The following is a 23,773-nucleotide window of genomic DNA, read 5'->3' on the forward strand; positions in this document are numbered from 1 at the left end:
CGAGTCAACGCCCCGCCCCGGCCCCCGGCTTCCCTCGCCTCCCCGCTCCGGGTGCCGTGTCGGCCCCCGGTGCCGTGACCTCGATCAGTCGGCACACCGTCTCGATGTCGATCTTCACCTGGGCGATCGACGCCCGCCCCGAAAGCCAGGTGATCAGCGCGGAGTGCCAGGTGTGCTCGATGACCCGGACCGCGGACAGCTGCTCCGGGGTGGCGGGCCCCTCCAGCCCCATCGCGTCCAGGATGATCGCGGTGGTCAGCCGGGAGACGGTGTCCACCTCGGGGCTGACCGAACGGTCGGCGAAGGTGAGCGCGCGCACCATCGCGTCCGCGAGATGCGGCTCCCGCTGCAGCGCCCGGAACGCCCGCATCAGGGTCTGGGCGACCCGGGCGCCGGGGTCCTCCTCCGTGGGCGGCCGTTTGCGCAGCGTCTCGTGCATGTGCTGGAGCTGGTCCTGCATGGTGGCGACCAGCAGATGCACCTTGGAGGGGAAGTAGCGGTAGAGGGTGCCGAGCGCGACGCCCGAGGACTCCGCCACCTCCCGCATCTGTACGGCGTCGAAGCCGCCACGGCTGGCCAGCTTGGCGCTGGTGTGCAGGATGCGGCGGCGCCGGGCCTCCTGACGCTCGGTCAGGGGAGGACTCGAGGGAAGCGTCGGCCCGGCCGCCCGGGCCGCCTTGGATTCCGTAGTCATATGTCCCATTCCGTGGCTTTCCGTCCGCGATGCGGTGAGTGCCGGTGGTGTGATCGGCACAGCATGGCAGGGGCTCGGGTCGTGGCGCGAATCACCTGGTGCGCCTCTGTTCCCCTTCCGTCCGGCCGGTAGATTCGAAGCCTTCCGAACTGATCAGTAGCCGATCGTCCGCCGATCAGTTCTGAAACTTGTTCTAGATTACCGCCAGCGGTTACGCTCCGGCGAAAGTCCAGTGAGAAGGGGGCCGAGCGTGACCGCAGAGGCCGTCCAGGCAGCCGCGCCCCGCCCGGTGGAGGCCCCCTCGGCCGCCGCCCCGACCGACGGCGACCGCCCCCTGCGCATCGCGATGCTCACCTATAAGGGGAACCCGTTCTGCGGCGGTCAGGGCGTCTATGTACGGCACCTCTCGCGCGAGCTGGCACGGCTGGGCCACACCGTCGAGGTCGTCGGCGCCCAGCCCTATCCCGTCCTCGACGACGGTGTGACGCTGACCGAGCTGCCCAGCCTCGACCTCTACCGCCAGCCCGACCCGTTCCGCACACCCAAGCGCGGCGAGTACCGCGACTGGATCGACGCCCTCGAGGTCGGCACGATGTGGACCGGCGGCTTCCCCGAACCGCTGACCTTCTCCCTGCGCGCCCGGCGTCATCTCGCCGCCCGCCGCGGACAGTTCGACGTCGTCCACGACAACCAGACCCTCGGATACGGCCTGCTCGGCGGCCCCGGCGCGCTCGGTGCGCCGCTGGTCACCACCATCCACCACCCCATCACCGTCGACCGCCGCCTCGACCTGAACGCCGCCGCCGACTGGAAACGCCGCGCCTCCGTCCGCCGCTGGTACGGATTCACCCGGATGCAGAAGCGCGTCGCCCGCCGCCTGCCGTCCGTCCTGACCGTCTCCGGCTCCTCCCGCCAGGAGATCGTCGACGATCTCGGCGTCCACCCCGGCCGGATCCACGTCGTCCCCATCGGCGCCGACACCGACCTCTTCTCGCCCGGCCCCTCCGTCCCCGAGGTGCCGGGCCGGATCGTCACCACCTCCAGCGCCGACGTCCCCCTCAAGGGCCTGATCCACCTCGTCGAGGCGCTCGCCAAGGTCCGTACGGAGAACCCCGAAGCGCATCTGGTGGTCGTCGGCAAGCGCGCCGACGACGGACCGGTCGCCGCCGCCATCGAACGGCTCGGCCTGTCCGGCGCCATCGAGTTCGTCAAGGGGATCACGGACGCGGAGCTCGTCGATCTCGTGCGCAGCGCCCAGATCGCCTGTGTGCCCTCCCTCTACGAGGGGTTCTCGCTGCCGGCCGCCGAGGCGATGGCCACCGGGACGCCGCTGCTGGCCACCACCGGCGGAGCCATTCCCGAGGTCGCCGGGCCCGATGGCGAGACCTGCCTGGCGGTGCCCCCGGGGGACGCGGGTGCGCTCGCCGCCGGACTGCTCCGCCTCCTGGGCGACGATGCGCTCCGCCGCCGCCTCGGCGCGGCCGGCCGGGAACGCGTTCTGGCCCGCTTCACCTGGCGGCAGGCCGCCATCGGCACCGCCGAGCGCTACCGCGAGGCCATCGCCCTCCAGGGCGCCCGCACCGCCGCCGCCCGCCGCACCTAGCACCCGACCTAGCAACCCGCCACCAACCGCCGGACGAAAGCAGAACGCCGTGCTGACCGTCGACTTTTCCCGCTTCCCGCTCGCCCCGGGCGACCGCGTGCTCGACCTGGGCTGTGGTGCCGGCCGGCACGCCTTCGAGTGCTACCGGCGCGGCGCGCAGGTCGTCGCCCTCGACCAGAACGGCGAGGAGATCCGCGAGGTCGCCAAGTGGTTCGCCGCGATGAAGGAGGCCGGCGAGGCCCCGGCCGGCGCCTCCGCCACCGCCATGGAGGGCGATGCGCTGGCCCTGCCCTTCCCCGACGAGAGCTTCGACGTCGTCATCATCTCCGAGGTCATGGAGCACATCCCGGACGACAAGGGCGTGCTCGCCGAGATGGTCCGCGTCCTGCGCCCCGGTGGGCGGATCGCCGTCACCGTGCCCCGCTACGGACCGGAGAAGATCTGCTGGGCGCTCAGCGACGCCTACCACGAGGTCGAGGGCGGCCATATCCGCATCTACCGCGCGGACGAACTGCTCGGCAAGATGCGGGAGGCGGGCCTCGAGCCGTACGGGACCCATCACGCGCACGGCCTGCACAGCCCCTACTGGTGGCTCAAGTGCGCGTTCGGGGTGGACAACGACAAGGCGCTGCCGGTGAAGGCGTACCACAAGCTGCTGGTCTGGGACATCATGAAGAAGCCGCTGGCCACGAGACTTGCCGAGCAGGCGCTCAACCCCCTCATCGGCAAGAGCTTCGTCGCCTACGCCACCAAGCCGCATCTGCCGGAGGCGCCGTCCGCCGAGGAGGCGGCCGAACCCGCGGCCGCCGAGCCCGCCCGGCCCGCCGCCAAGCGTGCCGCCAAGGCCGCCGAGCCGGCTGCCAAGCCGACCGCCAAGCAGGCGTCCAAGACCGCCGCGAAGTCCCCCGCCAAGCGCGCCTCCGGAGCCGCCAAGTGACGAGTCCCGGGCGTACCGAACGGCTGGTGCTGCCGGGGGTGCTCACCGCCGAACAGGCGGCGCGCACGGTCGCGGGCATCCTGGCCACCCAGCGCGAGGACGGCGCGATCCCCTGGTTCCGCGGTCATCACCTCGACCCGTGGGACCACACCGAGGCCGCCATGGCCCTGGACGCGGCCGGTGAGCACGAGCGCGCCGAGGCGGCGTACGACTGGCTGGTGCGGCATCAGAATCCGGACGGCTCCTGGTACGCCGCCTATGCCGACGGTGACGCCGAGGAGCCCACCGACCGCGGCCGGGAGACCAACTTCTGCGCCTATATCGCGGTCGGCGTCTGGCACCACTTCCTGTCCACCGGCGACGAGACCTTCCTCGACCGCATGTGGCCGGCGGTCTACGCGGCCATCGAGTACGTCCTGGAGCTCCAGCAGCCCGGCGGCGAGATCGGCTGGAAACGCGAGGACGACGGGACGCCGGTGACCGACGCCCTGCTGACCGGCTCGTCCTCCGTCTACCAGGCGCTGCGCTGCGCCCTCGCCCTCGCCGAGCAGCGCGAGGAGCCGCAGCCCGACTGGGAGCTGGCCGTCGGCCGCCTGGGCCATGCGATACGCCGCCACCCCGAACGGTTCCTGGACAAGTCCCGCTACTCCATGGACTGGTACTACCCGGTCCTGGGCGGCGCGGTGCGCGGCGCGGACGCCCGCGCCCGGATCGACGCGGACTGGGACCGCTTCGTCGTACCCGGCCTGGGAGTGCGCTGTGTGCTGCCCAACCCCTGGGTCACCGGCGGCGAGAGCGCCGAACTGGCGCTTGCGCTGTGGGCGATGGGGGAGTCGGAGCGGGCGGTGCAGATCCTCACCTGGATCCAGCATCTGCGCGCCGAGGACGGCATGTACTGGACGGGGTACGTCTTCGAGGACGATGCGATCTGGCCACGGGAGCTCACCTCCTGGACGGCCGGCTCGCTGCTGCTCGCGGTGGCCGCGCTGGGCGGCGACGAGGCGACCACGACGGTGTTCGGCGGGGAGCGGCTGCCCACCGGCCTGGACCCCGACTGCTGCCGCTAGTCCCTTCCGGGGGGCTTGGCTACCCGTTCGGCGGTCTCCAGGTGGCGGGTCCCCCGCGACCGGGTCAGGCTGCGGACGTACGTCCGCAGACGACCCGACCCGCCGGAGGCGCGCCGTGCCCCACCCCCCGACCCGCCCGCACCCCCGGCTGCCGCTGCGCCGGGCCGCCGTCGCGCCGCTGCTGGTCTGCACCCTGACGCTGGGCGCCGTGGCCTGCGAGCCCTCGGCGATGAACGGCGGCTCCGGTACGACGGCGCCCGACGGGACCGGCGCCGCGCAGCACCAGAACCTCGCCAAGGTCCGGTTCGTCACCAACGCGGGACTGGCGGCGGGCGCCTCCTACCAGTGGATCATCGAGCCGTACCAGGCCGGAAAGTTCGACAAGGACGCGAGCGGGCGGACGCTGGCGCTGGTCAAGGCGGGGCTGGCGGGGGTGTTCACGTACAACAGGCTCAAGGCCGCGGTACACAACGCCCAGGGCGACCCGGAGCTGGCCAAGGCCGTCGCCCCGCTCTCCCACCGCATCGAGTCCCTCAAGAACCTGGGCGGCAGGCTGAGCAAGGGGGAGGTGAACGCCGGCGACATCGGCTCGTTCCAGAACGTCATCAACGAGGTCAAGGGGGCGGGCTGGAGCGTGGGCGCCATGCTGACCGACAAGGTCCCGTCCGCCGCACAGTTGAAAGTGAAGGGCTGAGGAGGCGGCCTGCGCGTTAGCGTGCGGTCATGACTCTGCAAGGATCACTCAGCCACGACCGTTACTGCGACCAACTCCTCGCCGAAAGCGACCAGTTCCGGTCCCTGCTGCGCGACGCCGATCTCTCCGCGACCGTGCCCACCTGTCCTGACTGGACCCTGGCCGATCTCGCCCGGCATGTCGGCGGTGCCCACCGCTGGGCCGGCACCATCGTCGCCAGCCGCTCCACCGAGTTCGTCAGCCTCAAGTCCCAGGTGCTGACAGGGCCCGAGGGCACCGACGGCAAAGCCCTGGACGCCTGGCTCGCCGAGGGCGCCGAGCAGACCGTGGCGGCGCTGCGCGAGGCCGGTCCCGACGTCGAGGTGTGGACCTGGTCGCCGGTGCAGCGGTCGGGCTTCTGGGCCCGCCGAATGACCCATGAGACGGTGATCCACCGGGCGGACGCCGCGCTGACCGCGGGCGCCGGCTTCGAGGTCCCCCAGGACGTCGCCGCCGACTGCCTGGAGGAGTGGCTCCAGCTGTGCGCCCTGCCGGTGCTCGCCGAGCGCCGCGCCGAGCAGGCCGCGGAGCTGTTCGGACCCGGCCGCAGCATCCATCTCCACGCCACCGACACCCCGCCCGCCCTCAACGCCGAATGGTTCCTCGACCTCACCGGCGACGCCCTCGTCCACCGCCGCACACACGAGAAGGCGACGACCGCCCTGCGCGGCCCGCTCACCGACATTCTCCGCGTCATCTACCGCCGGCTGCCCGCCGACAGCGACCGGGTCGAGGTGCTGGGCGACCGGGGCCTGCTCGACCGGTGGCTGAACTGGGCGACCTTCTGAGGCGCCCACCCGCGCGGTCAGGAGTTCAGCTCCGCCAGAATCCGTAGCGTCCGCGGGTCCGGGGCCGTCACCAGCAGGTCGGTGACCGGGCCCCGGCGCCACAACTCCAGCCGCTCCGCGATCCGTTCACGGGGGCCGACCAGCGAGATCTCATCCGCGAAGGCATCCGGCACGGCCAGTACCGCCTCCTCCTTGCGGCCCTGGAGGAACAGCTCCTGGATCCGCCGCGCCTCGGCCTCGTACCCCATCCGGGCCATCAGATCGGCGTGGAAGTTCTTCGCCGCATGCCCCATGCCGCCGATGTAGAAGCCGAGCATCGCCTTGACCGGCAGCAGCCCCTCGGCCACGTCGTCGCAGACCACGGCGCGCACCATGGGGGCGACGAGGAAGCCGTCCGGTGCCTCCGCCAGCGAGGCCCGGTAGACATCCGTACGCAGCGGCGACCAGTACAGCGGCAGCCAGCCGTCCGCGATCCGGGTCGTCTGGGCGATGTTCTTGGGGCCCTCCGCGCCCAGGAGGACGGGCAGCTCCGCGCGCAGCGGGTGGGTGATGGGCCGGAGCGGTTTGCCGAGGCCGGTGCCGTCCGGGCCGCGGTAGGGGTGCGGGTGGAACAGCCCGTCCACCGCCACCGGCCCCTCCCTCCGCAGCACTTGGCGGATCACGTCCACGTATTCGCGGGTGGCGGTCAGCGGGCTCTTGGGGAACGGCCGCCCGTACCACCCCTCCACGACCTGCGGCCCGGACAGCCCCAGCCCCAGCAGCACCCGGCCCCCGGAGAGATGGTCGAGGGTGAGCGCGTGCATGGCGGTGGCGGTGGGGGTACGGGCGGCCATCTGGGCGATGCCGGTGCCGAGTTTGATACGGGAGGTGTGGGCGGCGATCCAGGTCAGCGCGGTGAAGGCGTCCGAACCCCAGGCCTCCGCGGTCCACACCGAGTCATAGCCCAGGCGTTCGGCCTCGCGGGCGAGTTCGAGGTGCCGGGGGTCGGGGCTGCGGCCCCAGTAGCCCAGTGCCAGACCGAGTCGCATACGGCCGCTCCCTCACGGGTTCACGCTCACGCCGGCTTCTGACGGGTCGTCAGGACTGCCGTTCGGGCGAACTGTACGGCCGGGCCGCGGACAAGGCAACGGCCCCCCGCCCGTGAGGGGCGAGGGGCCGCGGAAAGGACCGCTGCGCGTTCGGCGACGTCCGGGTCAGCCGCGCTGGATGCCGGTGGTGTCCTGAAGAACGCCGCGCCGGCCGTCCTGCGTCTGCGCGATCAGGGCCTGGCCGCGCTGCTCGACCGCCAGGTACCAGGTGCCGGGCGCCAGCTCGGCGATCGGCGCCGGGGAACCGTCCTCGCCGTAGAGCGGACGGGCGACGGGCACCGCGAACCAGAACGGAGCGAAGTCGCCCGGAGTGCCGCCCGCCGGGGTGGCACCCGCCGGGGCCGCCGCACCCTGCGGGCCGCCGGCCGTCGCGTCGGCCGGGGGCTGCTGGCCGTACGGCTGGCCCGGCTGGGGCTGGCCGGGCTGGGGCTGGCCGGGCTGCGGCTGCTGCTGGCCGCCCGGGTAGCCGTAGCCCTGGCCGGGCTGGGCCTGCTGCTGGGCGCCGGGGTAGCCGTAGCCGGCGTTGGGGGCCGCGCCGTACGGGGACGGGGCGCCGGCCGGCTTGTCCGGGACCAGTGCGGCCTTGAGGGCGGGCACCTGGCTGGTGGCCACCGCCGCACCGGCCATGGCCAGGAGGGCGATGAAGGCGAGGATGGCGCCGATACCGATGGTCTGCTTGGAGCCGTCCAAGGTGAAGCCGCGGCCGGGGCCGTCGAACAGCGTCCACAGCGAGGACCAGGTGGCGAACACGCTGAACCCGATGCCGAGCTGGCTGAGCTCCAGGCCGAAGAACTTGCGCTCGCCCAGCGCGCGGCCGGCCACGATCAGCGCCGCGGCGAAGATGCCGGCGAGGAAGACCGACGGCAGCACCGGGAAGAGTTCGGAATCCCAGCCGTTGGGCATTTCCCTGCTCGGGCACGTGCCGGTGCAGCTCTGAGAGATGAAGTTGAGGAACGAGGCGATGAACAGCAACACCGCTGCTCCGATCACCACGCCGTCGCCTCGAGTGAGGGAGCGGATGTTCACGTAAGGGTCCTTTGTCGTTTTCGTGGATCTGGTCGACGCTGTCGCTGGCGCGCGCGGTGCGAGGCACGGCAGGGACCCATCGTAAAGGGGAACCCGTCGCCGAATCCGCCGGGCCGTCTTCTTGGTATCGGTTCCTGTACGGAATGCCGTACGGAGTGCGGTATGCGGTGTCGTATCAAGGGCCGACCGGATGCCGTACCCGGGCTGGGTCAGCTCGTCAAGAAGTCCGTAATGCCCTCGGTGATCCCGCGCGCCGCCTTTTGCCGCCACTCGGCGTCGGTCAAATGCGCGGCGTCCTTCGGATCGCGCATATTGCCGCACTCGATGAACACCTTCGGCACCGTGGAGAGGTTGAGACCGCCGAGATCGGAGCGTACGTCAAGACCCGTGCCGTCGCCGATGTAATTGGACGGCGCGCTTTCGGTGACCGCCAGGAACCGGCCCGCCAGCCGCTCGCCCAACTGGCGGGACGGCGCGACGATCGCGGAGGTGTCGGCCGCGCCCGCCGTCACGCGCGCCGGCAGGATGACATGGAAACCGCGGTTGCCGGCCGCCGAGCCGTCCGCGTGGATGGAGACCGCGGCGTCCGCGCGCTTCTTGTTCCCGGTGGCGGCGCGCTCGTCCACGCACGGGCCGTACGGGTGGTCGCCGTCCTGGGTGAGGACGACCCTGGCGCCCTGGCGCTCGAGGAGCTTACGGGCCCGGTGGGCGACGTCCAGGGTGAACGACGCCTCGGCGTAACCGGTGTTGGTGGAGGTGCCGGTGGTGTCGCACTCCTTGCGCTCATTGCCGATGTCCACCAGCCGGGCGATCTCCCGGGTGTGATCGCGGTTGCGCGGATTGTGGCCCGGGTCGAGGACCACGGTCTTTCCTTTGAGGCTGCCGTGCGGGTTCCCCTTGTGGGAGCCGGGGCCGGAGTCATGGGAGCCGTCGCCCGTGCCCCCCTTGCCGTCTTTTTTGTCCGGCTCGTGCCGGGTCCCGGACGGCGCGGGGTGCGCGGCCCGTGGCGGCTCCCCGCCGTCGCCTCTCAGCCACCGGAGGACCAGATAACCCGCGCCGGCGGCCACCAGGACGGCGGCCAGGACGACGAGGACGGTGGTACCGCGCAGGCGGCGGGGCGGGGGGAAGGTACTGCCGTTCGACACGCCCGCGATCGTAGCCCGCGCGGCCGGAAGCCCCCGTCCGGCCCGTCCGGCTGCCGCGGCCGGCGGGTCAGATGCCGGAGCCGGTGCGCCGCAGGACGTGCAGCGACCGGTGCGCCGCGGCCTCGGTGAAGGCGCCGGACTCCAGGGCCCGCCGGTAGATGCGGTACGGCGCCTGGCCGCCGTCCGCCGGGTCCGCGAAGACGTCGTGGATGACCAGCAGGCCGCCGGGTGCGATATGCGGCGCCCAGCCCTCGTAGTCGGCGGTGGCGTGCTCGTCGGTGTGCCCGCCGTCGATGAACACCAGGCCGACCGGCGCCTGCCAGACGGCCGCGGCCTGCGGGGACCGGCCCACCATGGCGATCACATGCTCCTCCAGGCCGGCCGCGTGCAGGGTGCGGCGGAAGGCGGGCAGCGTGTCCATCCGGCCGACCTCCGGGTCGACGACCGTCGGGTCGTGGTACTCCCAGCCCGGCTGCTGCTCCTCGCTGCCCCGGTGGTGGTCGACGGTGACGGCCATCACGCCCGCGGCCCGCGCGGCGTCCGCGAGCAGGATGGTGGACCGGCCGCAGTACGTGCCGACCTCCACCAGCGGCAGCCCGAGCCCCGCCGCCTCGACCGCCGCGCCGTACAGGGCGAGTCCCTCGTCCGCGGGCATGAAGCCCTTCGCCGCCTCGAACGCGGCGAGAATCTCCGGCTGGGGCGCGGTCGGAGCCGTGGGAGCGGCCATGGGCTTCCTCCTGATGGTGCGGGTCGGGGCTGGTCGGCTCATGCTGCCGTACGGGGCGGAGCGGGCGGCGTGCGGGTACCCGGCGGCGGTATCCGCCGCGAGCCGAATCCCGGCCGGCGCCCTCCCGGAATCACATATTCCGATTCCGGATATCGGCACACCGGTTCATCGCGCCGGTACACGACGCCGCTTCACCGTGGGGGTTCACCGTGTGGGTTCACCGTGTGGGTTCGCATTTTCCGCCGTCCGATTACCCGATGTCCGAATGCGGGAGTGCGGGGAATTCGGGGCGGGCGGGATCGGCTGTGCCGGGGAGAGGCAAGTGGGCCGGGACGGATATTGGCGGCCTGCGACGGAAATTCACCGAACCGTTTCCTTTTCGGATCCGGACTGTTTCCTGCCGAATGGAACCGGCCCCGCCGGATCCGCGGGGGCCGCTTCGCGCCACCCTTGCCGCTTCGGCCCGCTCCGGAGCCGTCGCGGCCTCTCTGTGCGTTCCCCGGTTCTTCCCGGATCCTCGCGGCCTTCCTGCCCTTCCTGCCCTTCCTGCTCCTCCTGTCCCTCCTGGCTCCCTGTCCATCCTGACCTTCCATCAGAATGGAACGTGTTCTAGTCTGCCTGGTATGGGCATCGGAATCACGCAAGACCATCGTGACCTGGCCGAGGCCGCACGTGGCTGGGCCGCCCGGGCCGTACCGCCCGAGGAGATCCGCAAGCTGCTCGACGCCCCGCCCGGGCGGCACGGCAGGCCCGCCCACTGGGATGCGCTCGCCGCGCAGGGCCTGCTCGGACTGCATCTGCCCGAGGCCGACGGCGGGGGCGGCGGCGAACTGCTCGACCTCGCCGTCGTCCTGGAGGAGATGGGCCGCGCCGCGCTCCCGGGCCCGTATCTGCCCACCACCCTCGCCGCCGAGCTGCTCCGCCGCGGCGGACGGCGGGGCCGCGTACGGGATCTCGTACGGGCCCTGGCGGCCGGCGAACTCCTCGGCGCCGTCGCCCTCGGTCCGGGCACGCTCACCGCCGTCGAGGAAACGGACGGCTATGTCCTGGACGGGACCGCACCGCCGGTCCTGGCCGGTGGCGACGCGGACCTGGTCGTGCTGGCGGCGGAGGCCTCCGGGGGCACGCTGTGGCTGGCCGTCGACGCCGCGGCGCTGTCCGTACGCGTCCAGGAGAGCGCCGACCCCACCCGGCCGACCGCCGAGGTCGCCGCGAACGGCGTCCTGGTGCCCGCCGACCGCCTCCTGGCCGTCGACAGCGCCCTCGTCCGCGATCTGGCCGGGGTCCTGTTCGCCGCCGAGGGCTGCGGGACGGCCGCCTGGGCCCTGCACACCGCAGCCGAACACGCCGCCGTACGCGAGCAGTTCGGCCGTCCGATCGGCCAGTTCCAGGCGGTCAAACACCTCTGCGCCGACATGCTCGTGCGCGGCGAACAGGCCCGCGCCCTGGTCTGGGACGCCGCCCGCGCCCTGGGCGGGACGCCGGAGGTCCGCGGCCTGGTCGCCGCGCTCGCCACCGCCACCGCCCTGGACGCCGCGTTCACCTGCGCCAAGGACTGCATCCAGATCCTCGGCGGCATCGGCTTCACCTGGGAACACGACGCCCATCTCCATCTGCGCCGGGCCACCGTCGCCCGCCAGCTGCTCGGCGGCGGCGACAGCCACCGGCTGCGGGCCGCCCGCCACGCCGCGGACGGCGCCCGCCGCGAGCTGCGCCTGGAACTCCCGGCGGAGGCGGCGGCACACCGGGCGGAGGCCCGGACGGTCATCGACGCCGTACGCGGCCTCGACCCGGCGGCCGTACGCCGCGAACTCGCCCCCACCGGGTACGCCGCCCCGCACCTCCCCAGGCCCTACGGTCTCGGCGCCGGCCCCGTCCAGCAGCTCGTCATCCAGGAGGAGCTGGCGGAGGCCGGGGTCAAGGTCAGCGACCTGGGCATCGCCACGTGGGTCGTCCCCTCCCTCATCGCCTATGGCACCGAGGAGCAGAAGGAGCGGTATCTGCTGCCCTCGCTGCGCGGTGAGCTGCTCTGGTGCCAGCTGTTCTCCGAGCCGGAGGCGGGATCGGATCTGGCCTCGCTGCGGACCCGCGCCGAGCGGGTGGACGGTCCGGACGGCGGCTGGCGCATCAACGGCCAGAAGGTGTGGACCTCGGCGGCCCGGTCGGCCGGCCACGGCATCCTCCTCGCCCGGACGAACCCGGACGCGCCCAAGCGCAAGGGCCTGACGTTCTTCGTCGTCGACATGAAGACTCCGGGGATCGACGTCCGCCCGCTGAAGGAGATCACCGGCGACGCGCTCTTCAGCGAGGTCTACTTCGACGATGTGCTGCTGCCTGCCGATGCGGTGATCGGCGAGGTCGACAACGGCTGGCGGGTCGCCCGCACCACCCTGGACAACGAACGCGTCCATATGGCCGACCAGTTGACCTTCGACACGGGGCTGGCGGCGCTCATCGACCGCTCGGCGGAGCTGGACGGATCCGTACGCGCGCGGGTGGGCGCGCTGGCCGCCGAGGCACATGCGCTGGGGTGCATCGGGCTGCGGACCACCCTCCAGCAGGTGTCGGGCCTCGAGCCGGGCGCCGGCGCCTCCATCCGCAAGCTGGTGCAGACCCCGCACCAGCAGAAGGTCGCCGAGCTGGCGCTGGAACTGCTCGGACCGGCCGGCGCGGTCCGCGAGGGCGCGGGCGAACGGGCCCTCCACGGGTTCCTGATGTCCCGCTGTCTGACCATCGCGGGCGGCACCACCCAGGTGCAGCTGAATGTCGTCGCGGAACGGCTGCTGGGCCTGCCCCGCGATCCCGAGCCCCGCCCCCTGATCTGACGCACCGCTACCTCTCCAGGAGGACACGCATGGCTGGCAAGGCGTACATCGCCGGCGTCGGGATGACGAAATTCGAGAAGCCCGAGACGCGCGACTGGCAGTACTGGGACATGGCGAAGGAGGCGGGCGGCAAGGCGCTCGCCGACGCCGGCGTGGGATACGAGTCCGTCGAGCAGGTGCCGGTCGGCTACTGCTACCAGGCCTCGACGGCCGGCCAGCGCGCCGCGTACGAACTCGGGCTGACCGGTGTCCCCGTCTACAACGTCAACAACAACTGCGCGACCGGTTCGACGGCGCTGATGATGGCGCGCCAGTTCGTCGAGGCGGGCATCAACGACTGTGTGCTGGCGCTCGGCTTCGAGCAGATGAAACGCGGCGCGCTGGGCGGGGGCGGCGGTGAGAGCGACTTCGCGACGTCGCCGGTGGCCCGCCACTACGGCGTGATGGCCGCCGCCCACGGCTTCGAGATGACCCCGCCCACCGCCCAGATCTTCGGCAACGCGGCACGCGAGCACATGGAGCGCTACGGCACCACCGCCGAACAGCTCGCCGCGGTCGGCGCCAAGAACCACCGGCACTCCGCGCACAACCCCCACGCCCAGTTCCAGGACGTCTACACGGTCGAGGAGATCCTCGCCGCCAGGACCGTCCACCGGCCGCTGACCAAGCTCCAGTGCTCACCGACCTCGGACGGCGCGGCCGCGGCCGTCATCGCCTCCGAGCGGTTCGTCCGCGAACACGGCCTGGCCGACCGGGCGGTGGAGATCGCCGCCCAGGCCATGACGACGGACACCGACGACAGCTTCGCCTCCGGCTCCTGCATCGACGTCGTCGGCAAGCCGATGTCGCGGGCCGCCGCCCGCCGGGTCTACGCGGCGAGCGGGCTCGGCATCGAGGATGTGGACGTCATCGAACTCCACGACTGCTTCTCGGTCAACGAGCTGCTGACGTACGAGGCGCTGGGCATGTGCGCCGACGGCGAGGCGGGCAAGCTGATCGCCGACGGGGCGACGACATACGGCGGCCGCTGGGTCGTCAACCCGTCCGGAGGGCTGATCTCCAAGGGCCACCCACTGGGCGCGACCGGGCTCGCCCAGACCGCCGAACTGGTGTGGCAGCTACGGGGCACCGCGGGCGAGCGCCAGGTGCCGGGCGCCCGGGTGGGGCTGGCACACAACATCGGGCTGGGGGGTGCGGCGGTGGTGACGATGCTGCGGAGGTGAGGGTCCCGGCATCGCCTCCGCGAGCTCCGGTGCCGCCTCCGCCGGGCCCTGGCGCGGCCTCAGCCAGCTCTCGCCCGGCCTCCGCCGACCCTGCCGCGGCCTCCGTCGGCCGCGTTAACTCCGGCTCCGCTTTGGGTAGTTGGCCCGCAAGGGGGCCTCCCTACCCTTAGGGGATATCCCTTAGGGGACATCCCCTAAGGGTCGCCCGCCCCCCATCCCGCAGCCTCCCCGCCGCCCGCCCCGGCTACGTCATAAGGCCTAGGTCTCCCGGCAGCGGCGGGATGCGCCGATAAGTCGATGCAGGGCGCAAGCGACGAATGCGAGCATGGTCCGCATGCCCCCGATAGCCACCCCCGCCACGCTGTCCACGACCGAACGTCGCAAGGCCGCACCGCCCTGGCTGGTGATGCTGCTGGTCTGCGCCGGACAGTTCATCGTCATCCTGGACGTCTCCGTCGTGAATGTGGCGCTGCCCGCCATGCGGACCGGCCTCGGCCTGAGCGAACTGGGCCTGCAGTGGATCGTCAACGCCTACGTCATCACCTTCGCGGGCTTCATGCTCCTCGGCGGCCGGGCCGCCGACCTCTTCGGCCGTAAGCGGATCTTCGTCCTGGGGCTGGCGCTCTTCACCATCGCCAGCCTGGCCGGCGGACTGGCCCAGGAGCCCTGGCAGCTGATCGCGGCCCGTACGATCCAGGGCGTCGGCGCCGCGGTGCTCTCCCCGGCCACCCTCACCATCCTGACGACGTCGTTCCCGGCGGGCCCGGCCCGTACGAAGGCGATAGCCACCTGGACGGCGGTCGGCGCGGGCGGCGGCGCGGTGGGCGGTCTGGTCGGCGGGGTGCTCACCGAGTATCTGTCGTGGCGCTGGGTGCTGCTCATCAATGTGCCGGTCGGGGCGCTGGTGCTGATCGGCGCGGTGCTGTGGCTCACCGAGAGCCGGCAGGACACCGGGCGGCGCCTCGACGTGCCCGGCGCGCTCCTGGTGACCGCCGGCCTCGGACTGGTGGCGTACGGCATCGTGCAGACCGAGACGGACGGCTGGACCTCGGCGGCCGCGCTGGTGCCGCTGGCCGCCGGGCTCGTCGTGCTCGCCGCTTTCATCGCCGTCGAGGCGCGCGCCAAGGCCCCGCTGATGCCGCTGGGACTCTTCCGGCTGCGCTCGGTCTCCTCCGCGAACGCGGCGATGATGCTGGCCGGCGCCGCGATGTTCTCGATGTGGTACTTCCTGTCCCTCTACGCGCAGAACGTGCTGGCCTACACACCACTTGAGGCGGGGCTCTCCTTCATTCCGCACTCGCTGTCCATCGTCCTGGGCTCGAAGATCGCCCCACGGCTGATGAACCGGATGGACGCCAAGAGCCTGGCCGTCGGGGGCGCGGTGATCTCCGCGTGCGGCATGGTCTGGCAGGGGACGATGGACGCCGACGGCACCTATCTCGGCACCATCCTGGGCCCCGGCATCCTGATGGCGCTCGGCGCGGGCCTGACCGCCACGCCGGTCGCCTCCATCGCTACCTCCGGCGCCGATCCCGCCGACCAGGGACTGGTCGCCGGTCTGATCAACACCTCCCGCCAGATGGGCGGCGCGCTCGGTCTCTCGGTCCTCTCCACGATCGCCGCCTCCCGGATCGCCGGCGGCCACGGCCGTGCGGCGCTGGCGGACGGCTACGGCCTGGCCTTCCACGTCGGGTCGGTGGTGCTGCTCGGCAGCATCCTGCTGATGATCCTCGCCCTGCCTCGCCGTCAGGCGGACGTCGCGCAGAACTGAGCGCGGGTCCCCGGCCCGGCCGGCGGCCCCGCCCTACAGCCAGCCGTTGCGCCGCGCCGCCCGTACCGCCTCCATGCGGTTGCGGGTCCCGGTCTTCCCGATGGCCGCCGAGAGGTAGTTGCGGACCGTGGCCTGGGACAGATGGAGTTTGCCGGCGATGTCGGCGACCGTGGCGCCGTCCACGGCCGCGGTGAGGACATCGCGTTCGCGCGGGGTGAGCGGACTGGGGCCGGCGCTCAGGGCGGCCGCGGCGAGAGCGGGGTCGATGACCCGTTCCCCGGCCAGCACGCGCCGGATCGCCGCCGCCAGCTCCTCCACGGGACCGTCCTTGACCAGAAAACCGGACGCCCCGGCCTCCATGGCGCGGCGCAGATAGCCGGGGCGGCCGAAGGTCGTCACGATCAGCACCTTGCAGGACGGCAGCTGTTCGCGCAGGTCGGCCGCGGCGTCCAGGCCGCTGCAGCCGGGGAGTTCGATGTCCAGGAGCGCGATGTCGGGCCGGGCGTCCAGGGCGGCGGAGACGATCTGATCGCCCGCCGCCACCTGGGCCACGACCTCCATGTCCTCCTCCAGGCCGAGCAGCAGCGCCAGCGCGCCCCGCATCATTCCCTGATCCTCGGCGAGGAGGACTCTTGTACACCTTACGGGCGGCTCGCCGGAGGACTCAGTCATACGGCCAGACTACGCAGCAGAAAGCCCCGGCCAGCGCACGGGAAGCGCGCCGACCGGGGCCGTGGTGGGATTCAGCGGTTCAGGTCCCGGTATTCGTTCAGTACCCGCAGTGAGGGCATGAGACGGGGCAGGAAGCCCGGACAGCGTGTGTCCCTCGGGAGCGCCCAGGTGTGCCAGCACGACAGGCAGCAGATCACCCGCCCATGTTCCGGGTCCGGTACCGCGTCGCCGCCGCAGCGTGGACACTCCTGCACGGTGTCTCCCTATGCCGACAAGTCGAACTCACCCAGCTTGGCACCCGACAGGAAGTCGGTCCACTCAACGGCCATGAACTCGACCGTTCGGCCAGTCACGGTGCTACGGACGGCCACCCTGCCGGGAACATTGGTCGCCACCTCGACACAACGGCGGTCGTTCGGGTCGTACTTGCACGCGCTGGACGTGCGGAACTCGAATTCGGGAACTCCGTTCACGGTGCCTATCCCTTCGCTGCACGTACGGGGATACGGTCCCCGCGCCGTATTGCGGTGGAACACCCATCCGGCTGCCGACCGCTGTGTAGACAGCCGGTGGGAGCTTGGGTACTCCGGCTTCCCTAGGTCCGAAGCGGTTGCCCTCACTGCCCAGGGCAGCACCCCAGCGAAGGGGCGGACCGGGGCGAGAGCCTGAGCACGTCAGCTCAGACGGGACACGACCTGTCCCTACTCAAGGCTGATCCGGTCGGGGGACTTACCCGAACGTCCGCCACGGGATGACGGAGCGCCAGGGGCTTCTATGTGCGGTTCACGATGTCTGGCGGGACCAACCACTCAGCGCCCCCGCCTTCGGGGCGGAGGAAGGCCGCAGGCCGCTCACGGCGCTCTCCGGGCGGGTCTGCCGGGGCCACGTAGTCCGGAATCAGGTCCCGCAGGATGCCGACTCGTCCAGCATGGTCTTGCACCCTGTGCCCCACGTCGGCTCGCGTGATCATCCGAACGCCTCAGCGGGCAGCGAGGGCCCATCGTCGGTGGCCTCGTCATCCGGTACGGGGATACGCGCTCCCCGACTCTCCGCGACTCTGCGAACCTCGCGCAGGCACTCGGACAAGCGAAGCGCCGCGTACCTCACCTCAACGTGAGGTGACATGGGGTCGCCCAGGACCTTTGCCGCCGCCTCCTGAACTTCCCCGGCCATCGCAAGCTGAACGTCTTCCATGTCGTCAGCGAGGCGGGACAGGACGCTGTCCGATCCACCGTCCGTGCTCAGGTAGCACGCCTTGCCGTCCCTGGTCCATGGAAGCAACCGGGGCGGCATGCCCGACGCTGCGTCGGCAATGCCGCGCCGTCGCTTCCGGTCACCCTCAGTTCTCTGCGTCACCTCGGCCCCTCGGTCCGCTGGATTTGATACAGCGACCGTAAGAGCACTGACAGGGCCAACCCATGTCCAGTAAACGGTAGTTCATTGGCGCATACCGCCGAAGTATCACGCTTCGCAGTACCTACCCGGCGACCCCAAGATGAGCCGCCATGCTGCGCATGTCTTCCGTCAGCGTCCGCTTACGGGTCTTGAGGATGTCAGTCATCACGCGGCGTGCCATGGGCTGATGGGTCAACCACACATCAGCGGTGTCACGAAGGTTGGTCAGCTCGTCCATGGCGTCCTGATGAGACCCCAGCAAGACGTGAGCCCTAGCAATGTCGAGCCGGTGGCGCCCCCAGTTGTTGGCGCTCAACCTCCCAAAGTTCTTCACGGCTTTGGCACTCAGCGGTCCTTCATCGGCTCGACGGAGAATGCCGCGCGCATCACCCACAAGGGCAAGGTCCTCAACGGCCTTTGCCTCAGCGGTCACAGGGCCAAATGCGCTCCAATGCGAAGGAAAGTCCGCGTGTTCCCGCGCCAGCGCGCCTCCAGCAGCAGCCGCCATCCGACGAGAGTGGTTCGCCACATCTGGCCGGTTGTTCCTCCGTGCAGCAGCGGCAACCCTGAGCCACAGCTCGCCCCAGACAGCAAGCTGTGCGGGCGTTGCCTCCGACATGCGCGGTTCGATCTCCACGGCCGTCTGCGCCGCAAGTTGTTCACTCTCGTCAAACCGGTCCTGCCGTAGCAACAGCCAGCACAGCCCCACAACTCCAGTTGCTGCCAACTGAGTTTGTCCCGTCTCGCGTGCAAGCCGGATCGCCTCAGCGAGTGCGTAATAGGCCATGTCGTACTGCCGGACCTGCGTGAGATATTTACCCGTGAGCAATAGAGCATGAGCCCGCGCGATCACGGCGTGTTGCCCCTCTTCGCCGTCAAGGGCGGACGCGGCAGCCTCAGAGGTGCGGAGTAGCGAGGGAAGCCGCTTTGCGACCGCGCCGTACCGGTCGGCCTGATAGAGCGCGTGGCCGTCCTGTACGCCTTGCCGGATGCTGGACAGCTCTCCGGCTTCTACAGGTTCTGAGAGGGGCGCAGAGAGCGCGATAGGAGGCATGAGGGCCCGTCGAAGCTCCACCAGGTAACGACGGTTCGCCTCATCCTGCGTACTGAGCACGGACTTTGGTGCCTCAGTGGCAAACAGCGCCGATGTGGAGACATTCAGCGCGCGCGCAAGGGCGTGAAGAGTCTCCATGCTCACGTGTCCGCCTTGCTCCACCTTGCGAACCGTGCTCAGCGAGAGGTCAGACGCTTCGGCCAGTCCCTCTTGGCTCAGACCTGCGGTGCGGCGGTACTTCCTGACGTTGTCAGCCAACCCTGTTGACATGAGATCACCGTCCCCTCACGTCCAGCGTATGCCCGTCCCATACCCGTACGACGCGAGTCCGTCAATCCGGCCCGGCGGCCATGCTCCCGCCGGCTGAGCAAGCGATCCCAGGAATGGGCATGCGAAAGCCCCGTCCCACGCCATAGGGCGCGCGGGACGGGGCTGCGCCGCTGGGGGTCTTCACTGGGTCCGGGCCGTCGCTCTTGTTGCGGCGCTGGTCACTGCGCTTCGAGATGGGCCCGGCATGGTGTCACCTCCCATAAGGTGGCCGTGATGATCCGATCACTATCGGGGGCTTAATGGATCAGGGAGTTGCGGCCCTACTGGGCGCACTGGTGGGCGCACTGGGGACGTGGGGAGGCTCGTTCCTTACAGCCAGATCCTCGGAGCGAATACACAAGAAACAGGCCCGAAGACAGGCATACGCAGGATTTCTCGCGGACATGCATGCGCTCCGGCGCCACCTCGCCACCTGCACAGAAGCAATCATCGTGCGCGGCCCCGCAGGAGTGGCGGCACAGGGCTCAACCATGCTGGACCGCTTGAGTGACGTCGGGACCCTATTCGACTCGTTGGATCAGCATCTCGTCACCGTTGCCTTGGAGGGTCCGGAGCGGTTCGTCATCGACGCCACCCTTGCCATGGCACACGCCATGGCACTGAAGGACCAACTGTATGAGTGGCTAATTGACGTGCAGCGTGGGCAGCTTTCACCGGCAGAGACTCGGGACGCCAACCAGATGCTCGCCGATCTTGACACTGCCGTCAGCGCTGTTCAGCGGGAGGCACGGCGACATGTCTGAGACCGGGAACCTAGAAACCCGTACAGAATCCGAGCCGCTATACGCTTGCGGTCCGGCGTGATGGACTGAAGGGGTATACCCCCCAGGTCGGAGGAGAGGGTCCTCACATTGTGAGGACCCTCTCGCGCTCTATGGAGTGAGCGTCACCTTCGTGATCGCTGCCCGGTGCGGGTAACCGAAGCCGACGCGCATGGTGCCGCGTACGGCCACCTGGTCCGACTGGAAGTAGGCGTCCGCGCTCACGTCCACCTTCACGTCACGTCGTAGTACGACGAACACGCGGTCCTTGGGCAGGCCCCATACAGTGCCTGGCGTGACGGCCGGGGAGACGTACAGGGGAACGCCAGCGATGACGCGCCGGGTTGGCATGGTCGGGTCGGGGGCGAGCAACGGCCTGTTGCTGCCGGTCTGTTCCTTGAGCTGGGCCAGGGCCAGGGCATCGGTGGGGTGGGCAGTGAAGCTGGTGAGTGTGGCGCCCACGGTCTCCGCCGCCGCGATGGCTTCCAGAAAGGCGTCTAGGTTGGTCCACTTCTTCCCGGCCGTCACCGCATGGATGCCAGGTACAGCCTCCAGCCCACGTGGTGCAGGGTGCGGCAGACTGCCGTAGAAGGCGGCGTCCACCTTCCTGGCGATCGAGCGAGCCAGACCGTCACCAACGATCTGCTGAGCCTGCGGGTTGGAGTCCTCTGCTAGCTCCGACGAGACAACTGTGAGTCCGGCAACCTTGGCCGGGATCACGACCTCTTCACCCAGCGTGGCGTCCTCCACGGGGATGTCATCGCCTTCACGAGTCCAGGCGGCCCCCGCATCCTCTTGCACGATTGGGAGGTGAGTGCGGGTGGCGTCTGTGGTGAGTTGGGTAGTGACCTGAAAGGCCACCGATTCGCCCTGCACGGGCTGGATGATGAGCCCGGCGTAATGGTCGGGAGTGACCCCAGTCACGCCGGGCGACGTGGTGAACATGCTCAAGTTAGGATTCTTTCCCTGGAGTTCGCTGAATTATCGAACGTTGCCGGTGAATGTGGCGCTGCCGTTTCCTTTGCTCCGGTTTTCGCGTGCCTGCTGGAATGCGCCCGCCCACGTCGCATTTCGCTCATTCGCGTTGTTGGGGTCTAGCCCGCCACGGCCGAGAGGGTTTCGTGGCCTATCTCGCTCCTGAATAGCCGCATTGAGAATGCGTGCCCGCTCTTCTAGCTCTGCCGCAGGAACGTCGCCCAGACTGCGCAGGACTGGCGCGGGGAGGCGGTACCGCTCGGCCAGTGCTGTGATGGCGTCCTCGCGGGCCCGGTCGGCCTTCTCCTGCTCCAGCTCCGCAATGCGTGCGGTGAGTTCAGCAATGCGCGCTTCCAGAGCGGCAATGGTCTCAGCGCCCGTTGCGGGCTCCGGTGCGTCTGTGATGACCTCCTGGCTCCCGCTTGGCGCGTGAGGGGCGGCCTCGGCGGCCTGTGGGATGTTTGCCATGTCAGCGGAAGGCATGGGCGCTCCCCACACTGGCGATCGGGGACAGGGCCTGCTCTGCTTCGGCGTCCGCCAGCCGACCGCCAGTGTGAGCCGCGCGGACCAGGGCGGCCAGCTCCGTCGTCGCCTCTTCGCGCAGAGTCCGGTAATGCGCTCGCCGGGCGTCATCTCCTGATTCGACGGCCATCCAGACCAGATCCGACAGGGCGCCAATTAGGCGTCGCAGCAGGTTGATTCGGTCGCGTGTCTCGGTCACTACATTCCTCCAAGGGATATCCGTGGGCACACATGCAAAAGGCCCCGCGCCGGGGTGCGCGTCAGCGCTGGCCGCAGATACCAGCGTGAGCAACACCCGCAGCGCGGGAGCCAGAACAGGGGGCACTACCAAAAACCGGGAGCGCTATGGGGGCGGGGTGCTCTGCGTGCACTCCAGCAAGGTGAACGAAGACGCGAGGATTCCCGCCTCATCACTACCTAGAGCGCAAGGGGTTCCCGCCCTGCGCCGGCTGGCGGCCCAGCTGTGGGCATCCCCAATGACGAATGACGAAACAAACGCGGTTCTCGGTATCCCTTTAGAGTCTCTATAGGGAATCGCGAAGTGACGGAAAATCGTCATTCCGTCAGTTCCCACAGGTCAGGGGTGCTTCGAGCCGTACCCATGCTGTGCACCTTCATCACAGAAGGCCATGCCAGGTACGCGCGAAGCGCCAATGCTCGGCAATGCCTGGCGGATCGCACAGCAAAGCCCCCGCCCGGATCGCTCCGGACGGGGGCTGAGGGCGCTACGACGGGGCTAGGCAGCTCGCGTCATGTCCTCCTGATCTGAGGGGGTGGCCCATTCGATCGTGACGCGCTCACGACCGTTGAACCGCACACCCTGACGCGGTGCCTTGCGAACCGTGATCCGATCGATAGCTAGACGCAGAAGGTCACGCTTCAGGGGCAGGTCCGCCGACTCCCAAGCGTCCGTCAGTGTCTCCGTGTCCACCGACAGGAACGGCAGCCTGACCTTGCCCCCACCTTCGTACTTGCTGACCTCGGCACGGGCAGCGTCAACGGCACCGGTAGCGTCACGCAGCAGCGGACCGAAGTACCGTGCCGCTGCCCCGTCGTAGACCCCCGCCTGACGGTCGTCCAAGAGTCGCTTCAAGCCTGCCTCAGCGGCTCTCAGTGCCGCCCGCACTGCTTGCTCCTCCTCCGTCTCCTCCGGCTTCTCGCGGGCCGTCCAGCGCTCCGAGGCGGCGACCAAGATCGGGTCGTCGTCCTCGGCGGCCGTCAACCGGTCCAGCCAGCGCTCGAACACGTACCGCTCTATGGCATCTGCGCGGGCTGAGGCGATTGCCTGGCAGGCTCGGCCGCCCAACGCTGCCTGGCACTTGTAGCCCCGGCCGCCCATCGGCATGGAGCGCCCGCAGCCCTCGCAGCGCAGCAGGCCCGTAAGAGGGTGCTTGGGGCGCGTGTCATAGGTGCGCTCGACTGGAACCAAGTTCTGTCCAGTCAGCGCCTCTTGTGCTCCGCGCTGGAGCTCGGGTGCGATCAGCGAAGTGCCTTTGAGGCGGACCCGCTGGCCCTTGCTGTTGCGGTATGCCTCCGCGTGCCCCGGCCGAATCTGGATCACCTGCCACCCCGAGTAGGCGGGGTTGTGGGTCACGCGGTGAACGTAGGTGTGTCGCCACTTCTTACCGCCCGGCGACGGCACACCCATGCCATCCAGCCAGCGGCAGATATCCCGCGTCGATGCCCCGTCTTGAGCGATCTTGCGGAACACCTCGCGTACCAGAGCGGCGCGGCTCCACTCCTTGTGTGTCGCTATGTGGCAGACGAACGGCTCGTTGTCCGGCGACAGGATGCGATCCCGCGACGCTGTGTAGCCCCACGGGGCGCGACCGGCTACCCAGAGACCGTTGTCCCGCTGCTCTTCCTTGGTGTCCCGTACCCGCTTGGACAGCCCCTCGCTGTACTCACGAGCTTCCTCGGCCCGGTTGATGATCCAGCGCCGGTCGCGCGGCTCGTTGGAGTCCAGGCCGTCCATGTCGAAGATGACGCGCGCCTTGCCGATGACCTTCAAGAGGTCTTCTGCGCCCTTTCGGCTGAAGCGGTCGATCGCATACGCCCAGAGGGCGGGCGTCTCCTCGTCTGCCAAGGCCCGCAGGGCACGGTCGAAGTCGGAGCGCTTCACGTCCTTGAAGCCGCTCGCGATGTCCTTCCAGACCTTCCGTACGGCATACCCGTGGCGGTGTCCCCAGCGGTGCCCCTGTTCCCGCTGTGCGTCGGTGCTCTGCTCCCGACGGTGGTCGTCCTTGCTGAGCCGCTTTGACTTCCGCGTGTAGAGGTCTATGGCGTTCGGCTCGGTCTTCCCGCAGATGATGCAGGCGTACTCAACTGCCATGATCAGGCGCTCCCGGTAGGCGTTACCCCTCGGAGCACCTGGAGCGCAACGGTTTCCCGAACCGGGAAGCTGCTGGTCAGCGCGAGGTGTCTAAGGGGCTACTCC

The 23,773-nt window shown here is 70.1% G+C and carries 21 protein-coding genes; 9 read left to right on the forward strand and 12 right to left on the reverse strand.

What is annotated here, in order from left to right:
- Nucleotides 1-4: 4 nt before the first annotated feature.
- Nucleotides 5-694, reverse strand: a complete 690-nt coding sequence (locus tag ADL29_RS18925; protein ID WP_046928255.1) for a TetR family transcriptional regulator — start codon at nt 692-694, stop codon at nt 5-7.
- Nucleotides 695-944: 250 nt separating this feature from the next.
- Between ADL29_RS18925 and ADL29_RS18930 the strand changes: the two genes are divergently transcribed.
- The 5 genes from ADL29_RS18930 to ADL29_RS18950 all read left to right on the forward strand — a co-directional run bounded on the left by ADL29_RS18930 (nt 945) and on the right by ADL29_RS18950 (nt 5,822).
- A complete protein-coding gene (locus ADL29_RS18930) occupies nt 945-2,297 on the forward strand; it encodes a glycosyltransferase family 4 protein (protein ID WP_053924840.1) in 1,353 nt (450 codons plus the stop codon).
- A gap of 49 nt (nt 2,298-2,346) precedes the next feature.
- Nucleotides 2,347-3,234, forward strand: a complete 888-nt coding sequence (locus tag ADL29_RS18935; protein WP_053924841.1) for a class I SAM-dependent methyltransferase — start codon at nt 2,347-2,349, stop codon at nt 3,232-3,234.
- Nucleotides 3,231-4,301, forward strand: a complete 1,071-nt coding sequence (locus ADL29_RS18940) for a prenyltransferase/squalene oxidase repeat-containing protein (protein ID WP_046928258.1) — start codon at nt 3,231-3,233, stop codon at nt 4,299-4,301. The genes ADL29_RS18935 and ADL29_RS18940 overlap by 4 nt, the downstream gene beginning before the upstream one ends.
- A gap of 115 nt (nt 4,302-4,416) precedes the next feature.
- Nucleotides 4,417-4,995, forward strand: a complete 579-nt coding sequence (locus ADL29_RS18945; protein WP_053924842.1) for a hypothetical protein — start codon at nt 4,417-4,419, stop codon at nt 4,993-4,995.
- A 29-nt stretch (nt 4,996-5,024) separates the two neighbouring features.
- The gene (locus tag ADL29_RS18950) at nt 5,025-5,822 is read left to right on the forward strand and encodes a maleylpyruvate isomerase N-terminal domain-containing protein (protein ID WP_053924843.1); all 798 of its coding nucleotides are present in this window, start codon (nt 5,025-5,027) and stop codon (nt 5,820-5,822) included.
- Nucleotides 5,823-5,839: 17 nt separating this feature from the next.
- On the opposite strand, the gene ADL29_RS18955 is transcribed toward ADL29_RS18950, so the two are convergent.
- From ADL29_RS18955 to ADL29_RS18970, 4 genes are all read right to left on the reverse strand, one after another.
- Nucleotides 5,840-6,850 (reverse strand): LLM class F420-dependent oxidoreductase, encoded by a 1,011-nt coding sequence (locus tag ADL29_RS18955; protein WP_053924844.1) that lies wholly within the window; start codon nt 6,848-6,850, stop codon nt 5,840-5,842.
- Between the two features lie 165 nt (nt 6,851-7,015).
- Nucleotides 7,016-7,936 (reverse strand): hypothetical protein, encoded by a 921-nt coding sequence (locus ADL29_RS18960; RefSeq protein ID WP_053924845.1) that lies wholly within the window; start codon nt 7,934-7,936, stop codon nt 7,016-7,018.
- A 209-nt stretch (nt 7,937-8,145) separates the two neighbouring features.
- The gene (locus ADL29_RS18965) at nt 8,146-9,081 is read right to left on the reverse strand and encodes an N-acetylmuramoyl-L-alanine amidase (RefSeq protein ID WP_053924846.1); all 936 of its coding nucleotides are present in this window, start codon (nt 9,079-9,081) and stop codon (nt 8,146-8,148) included.
- Between the two features lie 67 nt (nt 9,082-9,148).
- Nucleotides 9,149-9,808 (reverse strand): class I SAM-dependent methyltransferase, encoded by a 660-nt coding sequence (locus ADL29_RS18970; RefSeq protein WP_053924847.1) that lies wholly within the window; start codon nt 9,806-9,808, stop codon nt 9,149-9,151.
- Between the two features lie 623 nt (nt 9,809-10,431).
- Here ADL29_RS18970 and ADL29_RS18975 point away from each other — a divergent pair.
- The 3 genes from ADL29_RS18975 to ADL29_RS18985 all read left to right on the forward strand — a co-directional run bounded on the left by ADL29_RS18975 (nt 10,432) and on the right by ADL29_RS18985 (nt 15,627).
- Entirely contained in the window at nt 10,432-12,633 is a 2,202-nt protein-coding gene (locus tag ADL29_RS18975; RefSeq protein ID WP_053924848.1) for an acyl-CoA dehydrogenase family protein, read from the forward strand.
- A 29-nt stretch (nt 12,634-12,662) separates the two neighbouring features.
- Nucleotides 12,663-13,856, forward strand: coding sequence for a lipid-transfer protein (locus ADL29_RS18980; RefSeq protein WP_053924849.1), 1,194 nt, complete (start codon nt 12,663-12,665; stop codon nt 13,854-13,856).
- A gap of 325 nt (nt 13,857-14,181) precedes the next feature.
- The gene (locus tag ADL29_RS18985) at nt 14,182-15,627 is read left to right on the forward strand and encodes an MFS transporter (protein ID WP_053924850.1); all 1,446 of its coding nucleotides are present in this window, start codon (nt 14,182-14,184) and stop codon (nt 15,625-15,627) included.
- A 33-nt stretch (nt 15,628-15,660) separates the two neighbouring features.
- Here ADL29_RS18985 and ADL29_RS18990 read toward each other — a convergent pair whose 3' ends face one another.
- The 3 genes from ADL29_RS18990 to ADL29_RS19005 all read right to left on the reverse strand — a co-directional run bounded on the left by ADL29_RS18990 (nt 15,661) and on the right by ADL29_RS19005 (nt 19,018).
- Nucleotides 15,661-16,299 (reverse strand): response regulator transcription factor, encoded by a 639-nt coding sequence (locus ADL29_RS18990; protein ID WP_053924851.1) that lies wholly within the window; start codon nt 16,297-16,299, stop codon nt 15,661-15,663.
- A 263-nt stretch (nt 16,300-16,562) separates the two neighbouring features.
- Complete coding sequence (locus ADL29_RS18995) at nt 16,563-16,772, reverse strand: DUF397 domain-containing protein (protein WP_053924852.1); 210 nt, start codon at nt 16,770-16,772, stop codon at nt 16,563-16,565.
- A 1,004-nt stretch (nt 16,773-17,776) separates the two neighbouring features.
- Nucleotides 17,777-19,018 (reverse strand): helix-turn-helix domain-containing protein, encoded by a 1,242-nt coding sequence (locus tag ADL29_RS19005; RefSeq protein ID WP_053924854.1) that lies wholly within the window; start codon nt 19,016-19,018, stop codon nt 17,777-17,779.
- Nucleotides 19,019-19,461: 443 nt separating this feature from the next.
- On the opposite strand from ADL29_RS19005, the gene ADL29_RS19010 reads away from it, so the two are divergent.
- Entirely contained in the window at nt 19,462-19,821 is a 360-nt protein-coding gene (locus tag ADL29_RS19010) for a hypothetical protein (RefSeq protein WP_157878538.1), read from the forward strand.
- A gap of 129 nt (nt 19,822-19,950) precedes the next feature.
- On the opposite strand, the gene ADL29_RS19015 is transcribed toward ADL29_RS19010, so the two are convergent.
- The 4 genes from ADL29_RS19015 to ADL29_RS41220 all read right to left on the reverse strand — a co-directional run bounded on the left by ADL29_RS19015 (nt 19,951) and on the right by ADL29_RS41220 (nt 23,668).
- Nucleotides 19,951-20,784 carry a phage major capsid protein gene (locus tag ADL29_RS19015; RefSeq protein ID WP_053924856.1) on the reverse strand — a complete coding sequence of 278 codons (834 nt, stop codon included), beginning with the start codon at nt 20,782-20,784 and terminating at the stop codon, nt 19,951-19,953.
- A gap of 36 nt (nt 20,785-20,820) precedes the next feature.
- On the reverse strand, nt 20,821-21,297 hold the full coding sequence (locus ADL29_RS43550) for an FtsB/FtsL family cell division protein (RefSeq protein ID WP_157878539.1): 477 nt from the start codon (nt 21,295-21,297) through the stop codon (nt 20,821-20,823).
- A complete protein-coding gene (locus ADL29_RS19020) occupies nt 21,284-21,535 on the reverse strand; it encodes a hypothetical protein (protein WP_053924857.1) in 252 nt (83 codons plus the stop codon). The genes ADL29_RS43550 and ADL29_RS19020 overlap by 14 nt, the downstream gene beginning before the upstream one ends.
- Before the next feature lie 537 nt (nt 21,536-22,072).
- The gene (locus ADL29_RS41220; RefSeq protein ID WP_053924858.1) at nt 22,073-23,668 is read right to left on the reverse strand and encodes a recombinase family protein; all 1,596 of its coding nucleotides are present in this window, start codon (nt 23,666-23,668) and stop codon (nt 22,073-22,075) included.
- Nucleotides 23,669-23,773 lie beyond the last annotated feature (105 nt).

Origin of the sequence: Streptomyces chattanoogensis (assembly GCF_001294335.1) — a bacterium.
Lineage (GTDB): Bacteria > Actinomycetota > Actinomycetes > Streptomycetales > Streptomycetaceae > Streptomyces > Streptomyces chattanoogensis.